This window comes from Paenibacillus sp. FSL M8-0228 (assembly GCF_038007385.1).
GTDB lineage: Bacteria > Bacillota > Bacilli > Paenibacillales > Paenibacillaceae > Paenibacillus > Paenibacillus polymyxa_D.
On sequence record NZ_JBBOXA010000001.1, the window covers coordinates 4,978,209 to 4,997,190 of the forward strand.

At 57.0% G+C, this 18,982-nt stretch carries 1 protein-coding gene; it reads right to left on the reverse strand.

The window, feature by feature from the left end; all coding sequences use genetic code 11:
* Positions 1–157: 157 nt before the first annotated feature.
* On the reverse strand, positions 158–18,925 hold the full coding sequence (locus MKY98_RS22570; RefSeq protein ID WP_208332596.1) for a non-ribosomal peptide synthetase: 18,768 nt from the start codon (positions 18,923–18,925) through the stop codon (positions 158–160).
* Positions 18,926–18,982: the final 57 nt, after the last annotated feature.

Below are 18,982 nucleotides of genomic sequence, written 5' to 3' on the forward strand. Positions count from 1 at the left end.
TGTTGTGTTTTGTCGACTTTCCAGTAAATTGAAATCGTTACTCAGCGGCACTTGACGTCAGATTCCTGTGGTGGATTTTTCCCTTTCATTTGGAAAAAAACACCCGGCAGGATGCGTACCGAGAAAAATACGGCATACACCCAAGCCGGGTAAGGGATTAGAAAATAATATCAATGGCCTCTAGCACATCTTGCTCCTGTTCGGATTGCCCGTTCAGGGAAATATCCTTCAACAGCACCGAAGGCTGTTCGCAAATTTGGGTGATGATCACGAGCAGGTCCTGAGCGAAATTGTCGATCAGATTGCGCGTAAACAACTTGGTAGCATATTCAAACTGCCCGTTCATTCCCTCATCCAGCAACGAAATGACCAAGGTAAGATCAAATTGGGAAACCGTATGAGTTTCCGGATAAGATTCGATCTTGATATCCCCGAAGCTTTGAACGTTATCTTCCTTGGTTTCCAGAACAAACATGACATCGAATACAGGATTGCGGCTTTGATCTCGCGGCGCCTGCAGCTTTTTCACAAGCTCCTCGAACGGATAATCCTGGTGGTCGTAGGCCGCCAGCATCGTTTCTTTGACTTCATTCAAGTAAGCGAGGAACGTCTTCTCCCCGGACGGATAATGGCGAATCGCCAAAGTGTTGACAAACATCCCGATGAGCGGCTCCAGGTCGGCATGTGTGCGGCCCGAAACCGGCATGCCTACAATGAAGTCTTCTTGTCCCGAGTACTTGCTGAGCAGAATTGAATAGGCCGCCAATAACACCATATAAAGGGTGGTGCCGTTCTCATCGGCGATGCGCTGCAAGCTGTCGGTCATCTGCTTGTCGATGCTGAAAGGCAGCACATCTCCCTCAAAGCTGCGAGCGGCAGGTCTGACAAAGTCCGTAGGCAGTTCAAGCGTCGGCAGTTCGCCTTCCAGCACGTCCAGCCAGTAGGCTTCCTGACGTTTCAGCCGCTCTTTTACAGGTTCGGACTGCTGCCAAGCGGCGAATTCCTTGTATTGAATCCGAAGTGGTTCCAGAGTCTCGCCGTTATACAGGCGCAGCAGCTCTTCGACAAAGATGCCCATCGACATGCCATCCGTGACGATATGATGAATGTCCAGCATGAGCAGTTGCCGTTCCGCTTCCCATTCGACTAAGCCCACACGCAGCAGCGGCGGCCGCTCCAAATCAAAGACGCGTACAAAGCCGTCTACGATGCTCTTCGTTTCACTTTCCGTCGCTTTCGTATACTCGACGGCAAACTTCAAGTCCGGATAAATCCGTTGTACCGGTTCGCCGTCGACCATTTCGAAGCCGGTTCGCAAAATTTCGTGACGAGCTATCAATCCTTTGAGCGCCGCCTCGAATTGATTTCGTTCCAAGCGCCCGACGAGAACCGTCATGCCGGACATGTTGTAGCTAAGCTCGGCGCCTTCCATCTGCTGCTGGATGTACAGCCGTTTTTGCACGGAGGAAAGCGGATAGTAATCCCTCTCTTCCAGAACCGGAATGGAGAGGTGTTCCTGCCGCTCCAATTGGCTGATCGCTTCGGCCATCGCTTCGATGGTCGAGTGCCGGAACACATCGCGCAGCGGCAGGTCCACGCTCAGCTCCTTGTGCACCTTGCTGACCAGCGTCGTCGCCCGCAGGGAGTGCCCGCCGAGGTCGAAGAAGTTGTCCGTCACGCCAATCGTGACCGGCCCGAGCACGTCCTGCCAGATGGCGACCAGTTTCGCCTCCAGTTCGGTGCGCGGCGCCACGTATTCGCGGCCTGCGCTTGCTCCCCCTTCCGGCGCCGGCAGCGCCTTCCGGTCGATTTTCCCGTTCGGCGTCAGAGGCAGGCGCTCCAGCTCGACGAAGTACGACGGGATCATGTACCCCGGCAGCTCGCTGGCAATCGCCCGCTTCAGGTCCGCCGCCGTCAAGCCTTCTTCCGCTGTATAATAAGCGCACAAAGCTTTCTGACCTTCTTGATCTTCCCTGACGACGACGACCGCTTCCTTCACGCCACCTACACTCAGCAGCTGCGACTCGATCTCGCCCGTCTCGATCCGGTACCCCCGGATTTTCGCCTGGTTGTCGATCCGGCCGATGAAGTCCACGTTCCCGTCCTCCATCCACCGCGCCAAGTCGCCCGTGCGGTACAGCCGCTCGCCCGCGGCGAACGGGCTGTCTACAAACTTCTCTTCCGTCAGCTCCGGACGGTTCAAGTACCCGCGCGCCACTCCGACTCCGCCGATGACCAGCTCGCCCAGCACCCCGACCGGCACCGGGTTCAGATGCGCGTCCACGATGTAGAATTTCGCATTCAGCCACGCTTTGCCGATCGGCACATGGCCTGTCTGCGGCAGCTTCGTCAGCGGCTCGTCGTAGAAGCTGGAGTCGATCGCCGCTTCCGTCACGCCGTATGCGTTGATGATCCGGAACAACGAGCCGAAGCGTTCCTGCAAGGTCCGGTAATCCCCCACGCTGCAGCTGTCCGAGCTCGTGATCAACAGCTCCATCCAGCTCATATCCAGTTGCTGCTCGTGCACGTACTCCAGGAACGGCACGATCAGCGCCGGCGTCGATTCAAAGATGGTGACCCGTTCCCGCTCCATCCAGTGGTGCAGACGAGACGGATCGATCCGGTCGTCCTTCGGCACAATCACCATCGTGCCTCCGTTGTACAGCGTCCGCGCGATATCTCCCACGAACACGTCGAACGAGAAGCTTGCGAGCTGCAGCAGCCGCACCGGGAACTGATCCAACCGGTATTCCCGCCGGTAGCCCGCCGCCGTGTTCACCAGGCTGCGGTGCTCGATCATCACGCCCTTCGGCTTGCCCGTCGTTCCCGACGTATAAATCACGTACGCCAGATCCTCCGGACGGGCTTCATGGAAGCTGTCGGCATTCGTCCGCTCCTCGCTGTACGACGCTTCGTCGTCGAGGTACAGCACCGCCGCCAGCGCCAGCTCCTCTTCGCCGAGCCAAGCTTCAGCACGCTCTCGCAGCGGCGTTTGCGTCAGCAGCACCTTCGCTCCGCTGTCTTCAAGCATGAACCGCACGCGCTCCGCCGGATAATCCGGGTCGAGCGGCACATACGCCCCGCCCGCTTTCCAGACGGCCAGCACGGCCACCAGCAAGTCCACCGAACGCTCGGCGAGAATGCCGACGATCGCCTCCCGGCCGATGCCGCTTGCGCGCAGCATAGCCGCCAAGCGGTTCGCCCGCTCGTTCAGCTCCGCATACGTCAGCCGGTCGTTCTCGTACACGACGGCCGCCTCTTCCGGCGTGCGCTCTGCCTGTTCCTCAAACAGCCGGTGGAATGCGACTGCAGGAGCCGCTTCCGGCTGCGCCGGGTTAAACGCGCCGAGAATTTGCTCTTTTTCCGCCGCCGTCAAAATGCCCAGCTCGGCAATAGTCGCCGACGGGTTGCGGAGAATGGATTCAAGCAGCTGCAAGTAGTGAGCGGCCAATTTCTCCACCGTTTCGGTTTTATAAAGAGCAGTGGCGTATTCAAACAGATATTCCAAGCCTTCCTCGATCTCCGTGACGTCCAAGCTGAGATCGAATTTAGAAACAATTTCTTCGCTGGCATACGTCGACAAATGGAGTCCGGGAAGCTGGATTTCCAAATTCTCTGTATTCTGCAAAGCAAACATCGTATCGAACAGCGGATTGCGGCTTAAATCGCGAGCTACGTTCACCTTATCCACCAGTTCCTCAAACGGATAATTCTGATGTTCAAAAGCGCCCAGCGTCGTCTCCTTGATTTCCTTCAAGTAGTCAAGGAACGTTTTACCGGCAGCCGGATAACTGCGGATGGCCAGGGTATTGACGAACATCCCAATCAGCGGCTGAACGTCGCTGTGATTTCTGCCCGCAATCGGCGTACCGACCACCACGTCTTCTTGCCCTGTATACTTATGCAATAATATTGTATAACCAGCAAGCAGAACCATGTAAAGCGTTGCGCCGTTCTCGGCTGCAAGCCGTTTCAGACCCTCGCTTTTCTCGCTATCCATAAACAATTGCAGCGTGCGGCCCTCGTAGCTCTGCATAGCCGGGCGCGGATAGTCCGTCGGCAATTCCAAAACCGGCAGCTCTCCGCGGAACATGTCGAGCCAGTAGGCTTCCTGCTTGGCAAGCTGAGCTTTCTGCTCGTCCGATTGCTGCCATACCGCATAATCTTTGTACTGAATGCGGAGCGGCTCCAACTGCTCCCCGCTGTACAAGCGGACGAACTCTTCGATCAGTACGTCAATCGAAACGCCGTCGGATACGATATGATGCGTATCGAACATTAGAATGTGCCGGTCCGGCGCCAGTTCGGCAAGGCCTACCCGCAGAAGTGGCGGCTTCGCTAGATCAAACGGACGAACGAATTGGCGCACCGTTTCTTCCGCCTGCTCCCCGCTGATCTGCACATATTCCACCTGGAAGGCAGCTTCTTCGTAAATCCGCTGAACCGCTTCGCCTTTTACCATCTCAAAGCCGGTACGCAGCGTTTCATGACGAGCTACGAGCCCGCGGAACGCTTCTTCAAACCGCTGCCGGTCGAGCTTTCCTTCGAGCAGCATAGCTCCCGGTATGTTATAGCTCAGCTCGGCTCCTTCCAGCTGGTTCAAGATATAGAGACGTTTCTGAGCGGAAGAGAGCGAATAATACTCGCTAGGTTCCGCAGCCGGAATAGCTGTGAACGAGCCGATCTCCAGCCGCTCCATAGCCGCGGCCATTTCCTCAACCGTCGAGTAGCGGAATACGTCGCGAAGCGGGAATTCAACGCCTAGCTCCTTATGCATTTTGCTGACAAGCGTCGTCGCCCGCAGGGAGTGGCCGCCGATGTCGAAGAAGTTGTCCGTTACGCCTACCGCCTTCTCCCGAACAAGCACATCCTGCCAAATGGCGGCCAGCTTCGCCTCCAGTTCGGTGCGCGGCGCCACGTATTCGCGGCCTCCGCCTGCTCCCCCTTCCGGTGCCGGCAACGCCTTCCGGTCGATTTTCCCGTTCGGCGTCAGAGGCAGGCGCTCCAGCTCCACGAAGTACGACGGGATCATGTACCCCGGCAGCTCGCTGGCAATCGCCCGCTTCAGGTCCACCGCCGTCAAGCCTTCTTCCGCTGTATAATAAGCGCACAAAGCTTTCTGACCTTCTTGATCTTCCCTGACGACGACGACCGCTTCCTTCACGCCACCTACACTCAGCAGCTTCGCTTCGACTTCACCCGTCTCAATCCGGTACCCCCGGATTTTCGCCTGGTTATCGATCCGGCCGATGAAGTCCACGTTGCCGTCTTCCATCCACCGCGCCAAGTCTCCCGTGCGGTACAACCGCTCGCCCGCGGCGAACGGGCTGTCTACGAACTTCTCTTCCGTCAGCTCCGGACGGTTCAAGTACCCGCGCGCCACTCCGACTCCGCCGATGACCAGCTCGCCCAGCACCCCGACCGGCACCGGATTCAGGTGCGCATCCACGATGTAGAATTTCGCATTCAGCCACGCTTTGCCGATCGGCACATGGCCTGTCTGCGGCAGCTTCGCCAATTCCTCGTCGTAGAAGCTGGAGTCGATCGCCGCTTCCGTCACGCCGTAAGCATTGATGATCCGGAACAACGAGCCGAAGCGTTCCTGCAAGGTGCGATAATCCGCCACGCCGCAGCTGTCCGAGCTCGTGATCAACAGCTCCATCCAGCTCATATCCAGTTGCTGCTCGTGCACGTACTCCAGGAACGGCACGATCAGCGCCGGCGTCGATTCGAAGATGGTGACCCGTTCCCGCTCCATCCAGTGGTGCAGACGAGACGGATCGATCCGGTCGTCCTTCGGCACAATCACCATCGTGCCTCCGTTGTACAGCGTCCGCGCGATATCTCCCACGAACACGTCGAACGAGAAGCTTGCGAGCTGCAGCAGCCGCACCGGGAACTGATCCAACCGGTATTCCCGCCGGTAGCCCGCCGCCGTGTTCACCAGGCTGCGGTGCTCGATCATCACGCCCTTCGGCTTGCCCGTCGTTCCCGACGTGTAGATCACGTACGCCAGGTCCTCTGGACGGGCTTCATGGAAGCTGTCGGCATTCGTCCGCTCCTCGCTGTACGAGGTTTCGTCGTCGAGGTACAGCACCGCCGCCAGCGCCAGCTCCTCTTCGCCGAGCCAGGCTTCGGCGCGCTCTCGCAGCGCCGTTTGCGTCAGCAGCACCTTCGCTCCGCTGTCTTCGAGCATGAACCGCACGCGCTCCGCCGGATAATCCGGGTCGAGCGGCACATACGCCCCGCCCGCTTTCCAGACGGCCAGCACGGCCACCAGCAAATCCACCGAACGCTCGGCGAGAATGCCGACGATCGTCTCCCGGCCGATGCCGCTTGCGCACAGCGTGGCCGCCAAGCGATTCGCCCGCTCGTTCAGCTCCGCATACGTCAGCCGGTCGTTCTCGTACACGACAGCTGCCGCTTCCGGCGTGCGTTCCGCCTGTTCCTCGAACAGCCGGTGGAACGCGGCCGCAGGAGCCGCTTCCGGCTGCGCCGGGTTAAACGCGCCGAGAATTTGCTCTTTTTCCGCCGCCGTCAAAAGCTCCAACTGATTCACGCGGATGTTCGGGTTAGCCGCAACCTTCTCCAGTGCCCGGGCAAAATGACCGTGGATCAGCCTGATGTCTTCCTCTCTGAACGTCAGCGCATTGTACGTAAACCGCAGCAAAATATGCTCTTCCGGAATGACGGTAATGTCCAGGTCGTAGTTCGTTTGCTCCGGCGAATGGATATTAGCGATTTTCAGCGCTTCTTTGTCTCCGCCGACGACCTGCTCAATCTGTTCTTCCATCGGATAATTTTCAAAGACCATGATATGGTTGATCAAGTCGCGCTTTTGCTCGCTCAGCGACTGAATCTCGAACAGCGGGAACGTTTCGTAAGCTCCCGATGCCAGCGCTTGGTCCTGGTTTTTTCTCAAGATATCGGCTACCGTCTCCTCGGCTTTGCCTTGAATACGGACCGGGATCGTATTAATAAACAGGCCGATCATGCTTTCGATGCCCGGAATTTCCGCCGGACGCCCGGATACGACGGAGCCGAATACAACATCCTCGCTGTTGTTGTATACCTGCAGAACCAGTCCCCATACGGTCTGCATGAACGTATTGAGCGTCACCTGCTGCTGGCGCGCCACCCGCCCGATTTGCCCGGTCAGTTCCTTGCTGAGTTCCACATCGATTTCAGCTGCTTCAAAAGCGCCCTGCTTCAGCTGCGTTTTCTCCTGGGGCAGCTTGGTCTGCTGATCGTAACCCGCCAAATACTCGGACCAGTAACGCGAAGCTTTCGCGGCATCTTGAGCTTCCAGCCATTCGATATACCGGGAGTACGAGGTAACCGGAGGAAGCTCCAGCGTCCGCTTCTCGTGGAACGCGAAGTAGGTGTCGAACACTTCCTTGATCATGAAGGACATGCACCAGCCGTCCATCAAAATGTGATGGTGACTCCAGATCACATGGTAGGACTCGTCGCCCGTGCGCAAAACTGTCACGCGCATAAGAGAGCCTCGGGCAAAATCGAACTTGTTCGCTTTATCCGCGCTGACAAAATCGGCTATCGTCTTCTCCGGGTCTTCATCGCTTACCGAGCGAATATCTTTGAAGTACACTTCACACTTCCGCTCGCGGAATACCACTTGAAGCGGCTCGTCTCTCCAGCCAGTAATAAAGTTGGTCCGCAGCGCCTCATTCCGCTGCACCAGCGTATCCAATCCTTGGGTGAAGGCTTCGACATTCAGGCTTCCGTACAGATCGAAGGTCACCTGTTCGAAGTAAGCTTCCGAATCGGCATCCAGCAGGCTGTGGAACAACATCCCTTTTTGCAGCGGAGTCAAGGTGTATACATTCTCCAGTTCGCCGAGCGCCGCCGTATGTTCGGACAGCCGCTCCAGTTCTTCCACCGTCACATCTTGAAGCAGTACGTCGCTAGGCGTAAGCTCCGGCCGCTCTTTCGATACGCAATGGCTGATGACTTCACGCAAGCTCGATTGAAGCAGGGTGCCCAGGCGCTCTACCGTTTCCCGTTTATACTGGGTTTCCCCATAACGGATCGTGAGTTCCAGCACTCCTTCCGACACCATACCGTTAATATCGAGGACAAAATCCATCACTGCATTCGGGCTTGAATCGGAGCCCGGGCTGAACGGAGACGGCTGCGAGTCGCTGCTTTCGTAATCCTGGTCGAACTGACCCAAATAGTTAAAGCTGATCTCCGGCTCCAAAGCGAAGCGCTCGCCGTCACGCGACGCCGACAAATAACGCAGGATGCCGTAGCCGATTCCTTTGTTCGGAATGCGGCGCAAGCTTTCCTTAACCTGTTTCACCTGATGACCGAGCGCCTGGGCGTGACCCAGCTCCAGAACGACAGGGAATTGGCTTGTAAACCAGCCTACTGTGCGCGTAATGTCCACATCCGGCAAAATATCTTCCCGGCCGTGGCCTTCGAGATTCACCAGCACGCGTTCCCGGCCGCTCCAAGCTTGTACCGCGAGGCCAAGCGCAGCAAGCAGCAAATCGTTCATTTCCGTATGGTAAGCACGGTGTGCCTGCTTCAGCAGCTGTTCGGTTTCCTCTGCCGTCCAGCGAACGGTCACGGGCCCGCTGTCCTTCAGCTTGGATCTGCCTTGTTCAAAATCCTTCGGAAGCGGCTCATAGGTCAATTGCTCGATATGTTGCCAATACTCTCTCTCGCTTTCCATCGCCGGACCGTTCGCATAATCAGCGAGCTGTTTCGCCCACGTTTGGAATGAATCCGTTTTGAGCGGCAGACGGATCGGCTGCCCTTGCAGCGCCTGCTCATAGCCGGCAGCAAAATCCTCAAGCAGAACCCGCCAGGATACGCCGTCTACGACCAAGTGATGGATCGCGATGAGCAGGTGGTCGCCGTCGTCGCAGCGGAACAAGCCGAGCTTCACCAGCGGACCGTTTTCCAGATCGATGCTCGCTTGAATGTCATTCGCCTTAGCCTCTACCGCTTCTTTCACGTCGCCGACTCCTTTGAAATCGACAACTTCCAGATCGAACAGCGCTTCGTTCTCCCCGGCGCCGCGGTTCCAGGCGGTATAGCCGTTCTCGGTTTGGCGGTAAACCGTACGGAGAGCATCGTGATGCACAACAAGCTGACGCACCGCTTGGCGTAAAGCTTCTTCGTCAAAGCCTTGCTTGGAGAACTGCATGAACGCCTGGTTGCTGTGATGCACGTCAGCCGGATTTTGTTCAAAGAACCAGCGCTGAATCGGGGTCAAGATGACCTCTCCCGTCACTTCGGCCTGGTTTGCCGTTCTCTCCGCCGTTTGCAGGTGCAAACTAAGGGCGGTAATCGTCGGGTAATGGAACAAATCTTTCATGACCAGCTTGTACCCCGTTTGCAAAAGACGGGACGATACCTGCAAGGCCTTGATCGAATCGCCGCCGAGCGCAAAGAAATTGTCCATCGTGCCGACCTGATCCACGCCCAGCACTGACTGCCAGACCGACGCAAGTGCCTGCTCGGCAGGAGTACGAGGCGCGGTGTATGCAACCTCGGCACGAATGCTTCCTTCCGGCACAGGCAGCGCTTTACGGTCGATCTTCCCGTTCGGCGTAAGCGGCATTTGATCCAGGCGCATGATGCGCGAAGGCACCATATGGGAAGGCAGCGCGGCGTCCAGATGGGCTACAAGCCCTTCCAGATCGAAGCTGGAATCCGCTACGACATACCCGCACAAATATTTCTGCCCCCGCTCATCCGTCCGGTCGATGACAAGCGCTTGACGCACGCCGGCAAAATTTTTCATGGCCGCTTCAATTTCACCAAGCTCGATCCGATAGCCGCGAATTTTCACCTGGTTGTCGATCCGGCCGATGAAGTCCACGTTGCCGTCCGGCATCCAGCGCGCCAGGTCGCCCGTCCGGTACAGCCGCTCCCCAGCGGCGAACGGGCTGTCTACGAATTTCTCCGCCGTCAAATCCGAGCGGTTCAAGTAACCGCGGGCCACACCCGCTCCGCCGATAACCAGCTCGCCCAACACTCCGATCGGCACCGGCTTCAGATTCGCATCCACGATGTAGAACTTGGCGTTCAGCCACGCTTTCCCGATCGGCACGCTGCCCTTCTTCGGCAACTTCTCCAGCGGCTCGTCATAGAAGCTGGAGTCAATCGCTGCTTCTGTTACGCCGTAGCTGTTAATAATACGGAACTGCGAGCCGAAGCGCTCCTGCAAGGTACGGTAATCCGCTACGCTGCACGAATCTGAGCTTGTGATCAGCAGATGCATCGAGCTGAGGTCCAGGCCCTCGGCATGCACATGCTCCATGAACGGCACGATCAGCGCCGGAGTCGATTCGAACACCGTCACGGCGTAGTCGCGAATCCAGCCGTAGAGGCGGGTTGGATCAATCCGGTCGTCCTTCGGCACGATGACCATGGTGCCGCCGTTGTACAGCGTCCGCGCAATGTCGCCGACGAACACGTCGAATGAAAAGCTTGCGAGCTGCAGCAACCGCACCGGGAACTGATCCAACCGGTATTCCCGTCGGTAGCCCGCCGCCGTGTTCACCAGGCTGCGGTGCTCGATCATCACGCCCTTCGGCTTGCCCGTCGTACCGGAGGTGTAGATGACGTAAGCCAAATCGCGCGGCTTGTTCACATTCGCCGGATTCGATGCGAGATCCGCCGTTAGTACGTTCTTCTCGGCTTCTGCCGTGGCAGACGTTTCGGCAGCAGCCGTTTCCGCTTGCGCCAAAGCCTCCGCCTCTGCGCCTGCTTCGCCCAAAGCTTGTACGCCCACAGCCGCTCCGAGGCTGTACGTCTCGGCGTCGTCAAGCGCAAGCACCGTTTGCAGCACTAGAGCTCCTTCGCTGCGCCAAGCTTCCGCCTGCTCCAGCAGGCAGGTCTGCGTGAGCAGTACCGACGCCCCGCTGTCCGCGAGCATGTACTCGATCCGCTCCGCCGGATAGTCCGGGTCGAGTGGCACATAAGCGCCGCCCGCTTTCCATACGGCGAGCACCCCGATCAACAGCTCCGCCGAACGGCCGGCCAGAATGCCGACCACCTGCTCCGGCTTCACCCCGCACGCCCGCAGTGCATACGCTAGACGATTCGCTTTGGCGTTCAGCTCCGCATACGTCAGCTTGCTGTCTTCGTAGACAACCGCCAGCGCTCCCGGAGTGCGCTCCGCCTGCTCCTCGAACAGCTCGTGGAACGTTCTCTCTCTCCACGACTCATTCGCTTCCAAACCTGTACCCTCTGCGGCGGGTTGCTTCGCAAGAGCCGAAGACGACACGTCAAACCCGACCAGCAAATCATGCTTTTCGCTGTCCGTCAAGATATCCAAATCCGAAATCCGCGCACCCGGCTGAGCCAGGATCGACGCCAAAAGCTGCTCGTAATGACCCGCCAGCCGTTCCATCGTTTCCTGTCTAAACAACGAAGTAGCGTACTCAATCTTGCAAACCAGCTCGTTATCGGATTCCACGATATCAAGGCTAAGATCAAACTTTGCCGTCTTTTCCTCGATGTCGAACAGCGACCATTGCAAGCCTTCCAGGGTTAAATCCAAGCTTTCGTGCTTTTGCAAAGAAAACATGGTGTCAAACAGAGGATTCCGGCTTAAATCCCGGCTCACCTGAAGAGCTTCCACCAGCTCCTCGAACGGATAGTCCTGGTGCTCGTAGGCTCCAAGCGTCGTTTCCTTCACTTCCTGCAAGTAATCCAGGAACGTCCGCTCCGCCGCCGGACCCAAGCGAAGGGCCAGCGTATTGACGAACATACCGATAATCGGCTGCAGGTCGGCGTGAGAACGGGCGGCAATCGGAGTGCCGACCACTATATCTTCCTGTCCCGCGTATTTATGAAGCAATACGGAGTACGCAGCCAGCAGAAGCATGTACAGCGTTGCCCCCGAATCGCCGGCAAGCCGTTTGAGAGCTTCGCTTTTCTCCGCATCCAGCGTAAACGTGAGCGTTTGACCGTCAAACTGCTGAACGGCCGGGCGGGAGAAGTCGAGAGGCAGCTCAAGAACCGGAAGCTCGGAGCTGAATACCCCGCGCCAGTATTCCTCCTGCCGTTTGATGCGCTGGCGCTGCTCCTCGGATTGCTGCCAAACGGCGTAATCCTTGTATTGAATCCGCAGCTCCGGCAATTCTTCCCCATTGTAAAGCCGCACGAATTCGCGCAGCAGCACGTCCATGGAAAGGCCGTCGGAACCAATATGATGAATATCCAGTGCGAGCAGGAATTTCTCTTTCTCCAGTTCGATCAGCAGGGCGCGCAGCAAAGGCGGCTGGGTCAAGTCAAAAGGCTGAATGAAGCCTTCAAGAATGGCCGCAACCTGATCTTCGCTTGCTTGAAGCTTCTCGACCTTGAAAGCTACGAGCGGATGAATACGCTGAACCGGCTCCCCATTCACGATTTCAAAACCGGTGCGCAGCATATCGTGCCGGGCCACCAAAGTAGTCAGCGCCTTTTCCACTTTGACCTCGTTCAAAGCCCCTTCCAATTGCAAGGCGCTTGGGAGGTTGTAATTCAGCTCCGAGCTATCCAGCTGGTGCAGGACGTACAGCCTTTTTTGCGCGGAGGAAACCGGATAGTACGCTTTCTCTTCCGCTTTCGGAATCGAGCAGTGCCGCGTTTCTTCCAAGCTGGCAATAGCCCCGGCCATCGACTCTACCGTCGTATAGCGGAACACATCGCGCAGCGGAAGTTCGACGTTCATTTCCTTCTGAATCTTGCTGACAAGGTTCGTCGCCCGCAAGGAGTGGCCTCCAAGCTCGAAGAAATTGTCCAGGACTCCAATGCCGGAGTAGCCCAGTACTTCCTCCCAGATCTTCACAAGCTGGGACTCCGTCCGGTTACGCGGCGCTACGTATTCGACGCCCGTTTGTATGCCGCCTTGCGGCTCCGGCAGCGCTTTGCGGTCCACTTTGCCGTTGGTCGTCAGCGGCATACGCTCCAACTGCACGAAGTACGACGGGATCATGTATCCCGGCATTTCCTGGGCCAGCGAGGTTCTCATTTCGCTGACCGTCAGCATCCGGTCCGCCACAAAGTAGGCGACAAGCGCCTTCTCGCCCCCGCCGTCCTGACGGGCGAGCACCACCGCTTCTTCCACGCCCTCGACGTTCAGCAGCTGCGTCTCGATTTCGTCCAGCTCGATCCGGTACCCGCGGATTTTCACCTGGTGGTCGATCCGGCCCAGGTATTCGATGTTGCCGTCCGGCAGCCATGCCGCCAAGTCGCCCGAGCGGTACAGTTTCTCCCCCTCCGCAAACGGGGAATCGACGAACTTCTCCGCCGTCAGATCCGGGCGGTTCAGATATCCTCTCGCAAGGCCTTCCCCGGCCACGTACATTTCGCCCGCTACGCCAATCGGCACAGGGCGGCGGTTTTCATCCAGGACATACACCCTCAGCGTCGGGATCGGCTTGCCGATATTGCTCTTCGCCGCCTCCATTTCGACCCACGTGATTTCCTTATACGTCACGTGAACTGTCGTCTCGGTAATGCCGTACATATTGATCAGCTTCGTCTCCGGGTACTTCGTCTTGTAGCCCTTGAGCAGCAGCGGACTCAGCGCTTCGCCCCCGAAGATGACGTTGCGAATCCGCAAATCGTGCGGATGGTCCGCCAAGACCTCACGCAGCAGCTGGTAGAAGTACGTTGGCGTCTGGTTCAAAATCGTGACCTGTTCGCGGCCCAGCAGCGCCAGGAAATCGGCCGGATTTTTCGCCGTGATCGGCGGTACGATGACCAGCTTGCCTCCGTACAGCAGCGCTCCGTACATTTCCCAGACGGAGAAATCGAAGCAGAACGAGTGGAACAGCGTCCACGTGTCGGACGGCCCGAAGTCGAACAGGTTCTTGTCGTTGAACAGGAGCCGCACGACGTTCTTATGCTCGATCAGCGTTCCTTTCGGTCTGCCGGTCGTTCCCGACGTGTAGATGACATATGCCAGGTTGCTCGGCCCGGAAATCGGCTCCAGGTTCGAAGCGTCCAGCGCACCTTCGGAGTCCGCCCCTCTGTCGCCCCAAACGAAATCGTCCAATTCGAGGCGCGTTCCTGCGAAATCGGTCTTCTCGTGCAGATGCTTTTGAATCAGCAATAACGGCGCGCCCGAATCCTCGATCATGAAGCGGATACGCTCCTCCGGGTAGTCGGGATCGACAGGCACGTATGCTCCGCCCGCTTTGAGAATCGCCAGAATGCCAACGACCATATCGAGCGAGCGTTCGGCCAGAATCGCTACCAGCTGGTCCGCCTCTACTCCCGTCTCCCGCAGCTTCCGCGCAAGGCGGTTGGATCGCTCGTTCAGCTCGCGGTAGGTCAGCTGGTGCTCGTTCATGACGGCGGCCACGTTGTCCGGGTAATGCTCCACCTGCTCTTCGAACAGGCCGTGAATCGTCTGCTGCCGCGGGTAGTCCGCCTCCGAATCGTTGAAACCGCGCACCAGCTCGTGGATTTCCTCCTCCGTGAGCATTTCCAGCGAGGCAATATCCCCGTCCGGCGCTGCTGCGATGGTTTCAAGCAGCTTGTCATAATGTCTGGCGAACCGCTCCGCGGTCTCCTGTTTATACAAAGCCGTAGCGTACTCCAACCGACATTCGAGCTGACCGTCCAGCTCCGAAATGTCCAGGAGTAGCTCGAACTTGGATGTTTGGTTTTCCAGTGGATAAAATGATTGCTCCAGCCCCTCGATGACAATTTGCTCGTTCTCCGTATTTTGCAGGGAGAAGAACGTGTCAAAGAGCGGATTCCGGCCGGTCGCGCGCGGAATGTGAAGACTTTCCACCAAGTCTTCGAACAAATAATTTTGGTGTTCGAAAGCCCCGAGCGTGATGTCCTTGATTTCTTCCAGGTACGAAAGGTACGGCTTGGAACGCTCCGGACGGCTGCGAATGGCCAGCGTGTTGATAAACATCCCTACGATCGGCTGCACTTCTTCCTGCGTTCTTCCGGCAATCGGCGTTCCTACGATCAGATCTTCCTGACCCGAATATTTATGCATAAGGATGGTGTAAGCCGACAGCAGCACCATGTACAGGGTCGTCCCTGTCCGTGCCGCCAGCTCTTTCAGCTTCTCCGTCCGATCTTTCTCGATATAAAACTTCACGGTTCGGCCGTCAAAGCTTTGCACCGCAGGCCGCGGGAAGTCCGTCGGTAGCTCCAAGACCGGCAGCTCGCCCGACAGCTGTTCCAGCCAATACTCCTTCTGCGGCTGGAGCATCTGCCCGTAAGCTTCGGAATGCTGCCAAACGGAATAATCTTTGTATTGAATGCGCAGCGGGGTCAGCTCCTCGCCCCGATACAGGCGGCTGAACTCATCGAAGAGCAGCGCTGTCGAAATGCCGTCCGAGACGATATGGTGCATATCGAACAGCAGAATGTGGCGATCCTCGGCGACTTCGATCAGGCCGATGCGGAGAAGTGGCGGCTTGGTCAGATCAAACGGGTGATAGTAAGCTTCCACCACTTGCTCCACTTCCCGCTCGCTCGCCTGGAAATAATCCACAGCAAACTCCACCTCGTCATAGATGCGCTGGACAAGCTCGCCTTGAACCTGCTCGATTCCGGTACGCAGCGTCTCATGGCGCTGAATCAGCGCCCGGAACGCGTGCTCGACGCGCGTGCGGTCCAGCTTGCCTTCGAGAAGAAGCGCCGCCGACATATTGTAGCTGCGCTCGGCCCCGTCAAGCTGGCGCAGGACGTACAGACGCTTTTGTTCGGATGAAACCGGATAGTACTCGGCCTCAGCCGCCTTTGTAATCTCATACGTCTCCTGCTGCCTTAAACCGCCGATTCTTTGGGCCAACTGTTCGATCGTGGTGTAGCGGAAAACTTCCCGCAGCGGAACCTCGACTTGCAGCTCTTTCCGAATCTTGGAAACCAGCGTGGAGGCCCGCAAGGAATGACCACCCAAGTCAAAGAAATCGTCTTGGACTCCAACTCGCGCAATACCCAGCACCTGCTGCCAAATGAGAGCAAGTCTTGTTTCCAGCGTTGTGCGAGGAGCCACATACTCACGGCCTGCTTCTACCTCTCCGGTCGGTTCAGGCAGCGCCTTACGGTCAATTTTGCCGTTCGGCGTGAGCGGAAGCTTATCAAGAGACACCAGCCGGGCCGGGACCATATGGGCCGGCAGCTCTTGCTTCAATTGGGACAGCAGATCGCTCAGCTGCACGGAAGCATCCGCCGCCACGTAGCCGCACAAATACTTTTGCCCCTGCTCATCCGTACGGTCGGTCACCACAGCCTGCTTGACGCCCGGGAAACGCAGCAGGGCCGTTTCAATTTCGCCGAGTTCGATCCGGAACCCGCGAATTTTCACCTGATAGTCGATTCGGCCGATGAAGTCGACGTTGCCGTCTTCCAGCCAGCGGGCCAAATCGCCTGTCCGGTACAGACGTTCGCCTGGCACAAACGGGCTGTCCGCAAACTTCTCGGCGGTTAGGTCCGGACGGTTCCAGTACCCGCGCGCCACCCCGGCGCCGCCGATGACAAGCTCGCCCGGAACCCCTACAGGAACCGGCTTTAACGCGGCATCGACAATGTAAAACCGGGCGTTCAGCCATGCTTTGCCGATCGGCACATGACCCGACGGCGGCAGCTTATCCAGCGGCTCACCGTAAAAGCTGCTGTCAATGGCCGCTTCGGTAACTCCATAGCTGTTGATGATGCGAAATTGTCCGCCGAATCTTTCCTGCAGCAATCGGTAATCGGTGACACTGCAAGCATCCGAGCTGGTAATCAGCAACTGCATGGAGCTAACGTCCAGCCCTTCTTCATAAATATGCTGCATGAACGGCAGGATGAGCGCAGGCGTCGATTCGAATACCGTAATGCTTTGGTCCCGAATCCAGCCGTATAAGAGGTTCGGATCAATCCGGTCATCCTTCGGCACAATCACCATCGTGCCTCCGTTATATAGCGTCCGCGCGATGTCTCCGACAAACACGTCAAACGAGAAGCTGGCCAGCTGCAGCAGCCGCACCGGAAACTGATCCAACCGGTACTCGCGACGGTACGCATCCGCCGTATTCACGAGACTGCCGTGCTCGATCATGACGCCTTTCGGGCGTCCCGTCGTACCCGAGGTGTAAATCACATAAGCCAAGTCTTGCGGGGCGCTGTCGGCAGATTCAAATTCCACGGCTAAGGCATCCCCGTTATAAATCTGTTCATCGTCCATGGCATAGACAGCTTGAAGCTTCAGCCGGTCATCGGCCAACCAACCTCCGGCCCGCTCCAACAGATGACGCTGCGTAAGCAGCACCGATGCATCGCTATCGCTGAGCATGTACTCAATCCGCTCCGCCGGATAATCGGGGTCCAGCGGTACATAGGCTCCGCCGGCTTTCCAAACGGCGAGCACCCCGACCAGCAGTTCCACCGAACGCTCCGCCCAGATCCCCGTAATCGTCTCCCTTCCCACGCCCTGTTCGCGAAGGAGAGAAGCCAGCCGCTCGGCGCGTTCGTTCAATTCGCCGTAGGTCAGCTGTTTGTCCATGTAGACGACTGCCGGATGATCTGGAATTTCTCGAGCAAACTTTTCAACATACCGATGAAACGCTTCTCCCTCGCTCAGCCCTGCCACCGGCGGGTTAAAAACGTTGAGAATGCGGTGTCTCTCCTCATCGCTCAGCAGAGAAATCTCGCGTACCGGCAGTTCGGGAGTCTGAAGAAACTGGTCCAGAACGGTTACATACTGTTCCATAATCCGATCAATCTCGGCCGTCTCGAACAAGCCGGTACGATAGGAAGCATGGAGAATGACATGTCCTTCATTCAGCATATGGTCGAAGCGCAGCAGCAAATCGTCCATCTCGTGCCTAGCGAAGTGAGCCTCCAGGCGTACCTTGATTTCTTCGTACTCCACGATTTTCAAAGGCAGATATTCCAGAGACGTGCGGAACAGCCCCGAAAGATCGTTGCGGCCGTGTTGTTCGCGTAAATCCTGGATCAATTGGTTATAAGGGTATTTCTGATACCGCAGATCCGCCGTATTTTCCTTGGAAACCGTTTGGATCAAGGAAAGCACGTTCCTGTCTGGATTCAGACGAATCCGCGTAGCCACGGTGCTGACGAACATGCCAATCGTTTCTTTTTCCTTCTTGCTGGTGCGATTGGCAAAAACCGTGCCGACCGGAACATCGGTGCTGTCGGTCAGCTTGTACAATAAGGCGTACATGGCGGACAGAAATAATGTATATAAGCTGACCTGATATTGTTCGCTGAAGGCCAGAATGCGTTCATACCGGGAACCGTCCAAAGTGATGGACAGTTTATTGGATTCGCTGCCGATCGAGAATGGCGGATACGATTTAATGCCGGTCGTTTCAGGCAAAGTGTTGTACTTCGTCAGCCAGTATTCCTTGCCTTTCTGATAACGCTGCGATTGCTCATATTCACGCTCCGCGGAAATATAATCTAGATAGGAAGGGGGCTGGTAACTGCTGGAGATGCCTTTGCGCAGTTCCAGGTATTTTTCCATCACCGCATGCAGCAAAGCATTGACGGACAAGCCGTCGGCGATAATATGGTTTACCGTCAAATTGAGCCATACTTGGCCGTTCGCAAAATGAATAATCGTAAATTCGTAGAGGTGTTCGTCGAACACGCTGGCCGGTTTTTCGCTTACTTCCTTCACCCAAGCATAGAATTGTTCGATTGTGCCTATTTCGAGGCGGCTTATCCTAGCTTGGACATTCTCCGGCTCTTCGAACCACTGCGTTGGATTTTGCAAATCCCCGCTAATGCGGATTCGGAAAACGTCATAGGTTTTGACGATCTCTGCCGCCGCTTGCTTCAGAAGCTGTGTGTTGATCTCGCCCGTAATCTGGTAGGTCGCGGAAAGCATCGTGATGGACGTTCCCGGATTCATAATTTCCATGAACCATATTCGGCGCTGGGCTTGCGTTAATCCATATTGCTCGTTGGTATTCTCTGTCACATCGACACACTCCCGGTTTAGAGATTCTTTATAGATAGGCTTTGTACCTAGATGTCA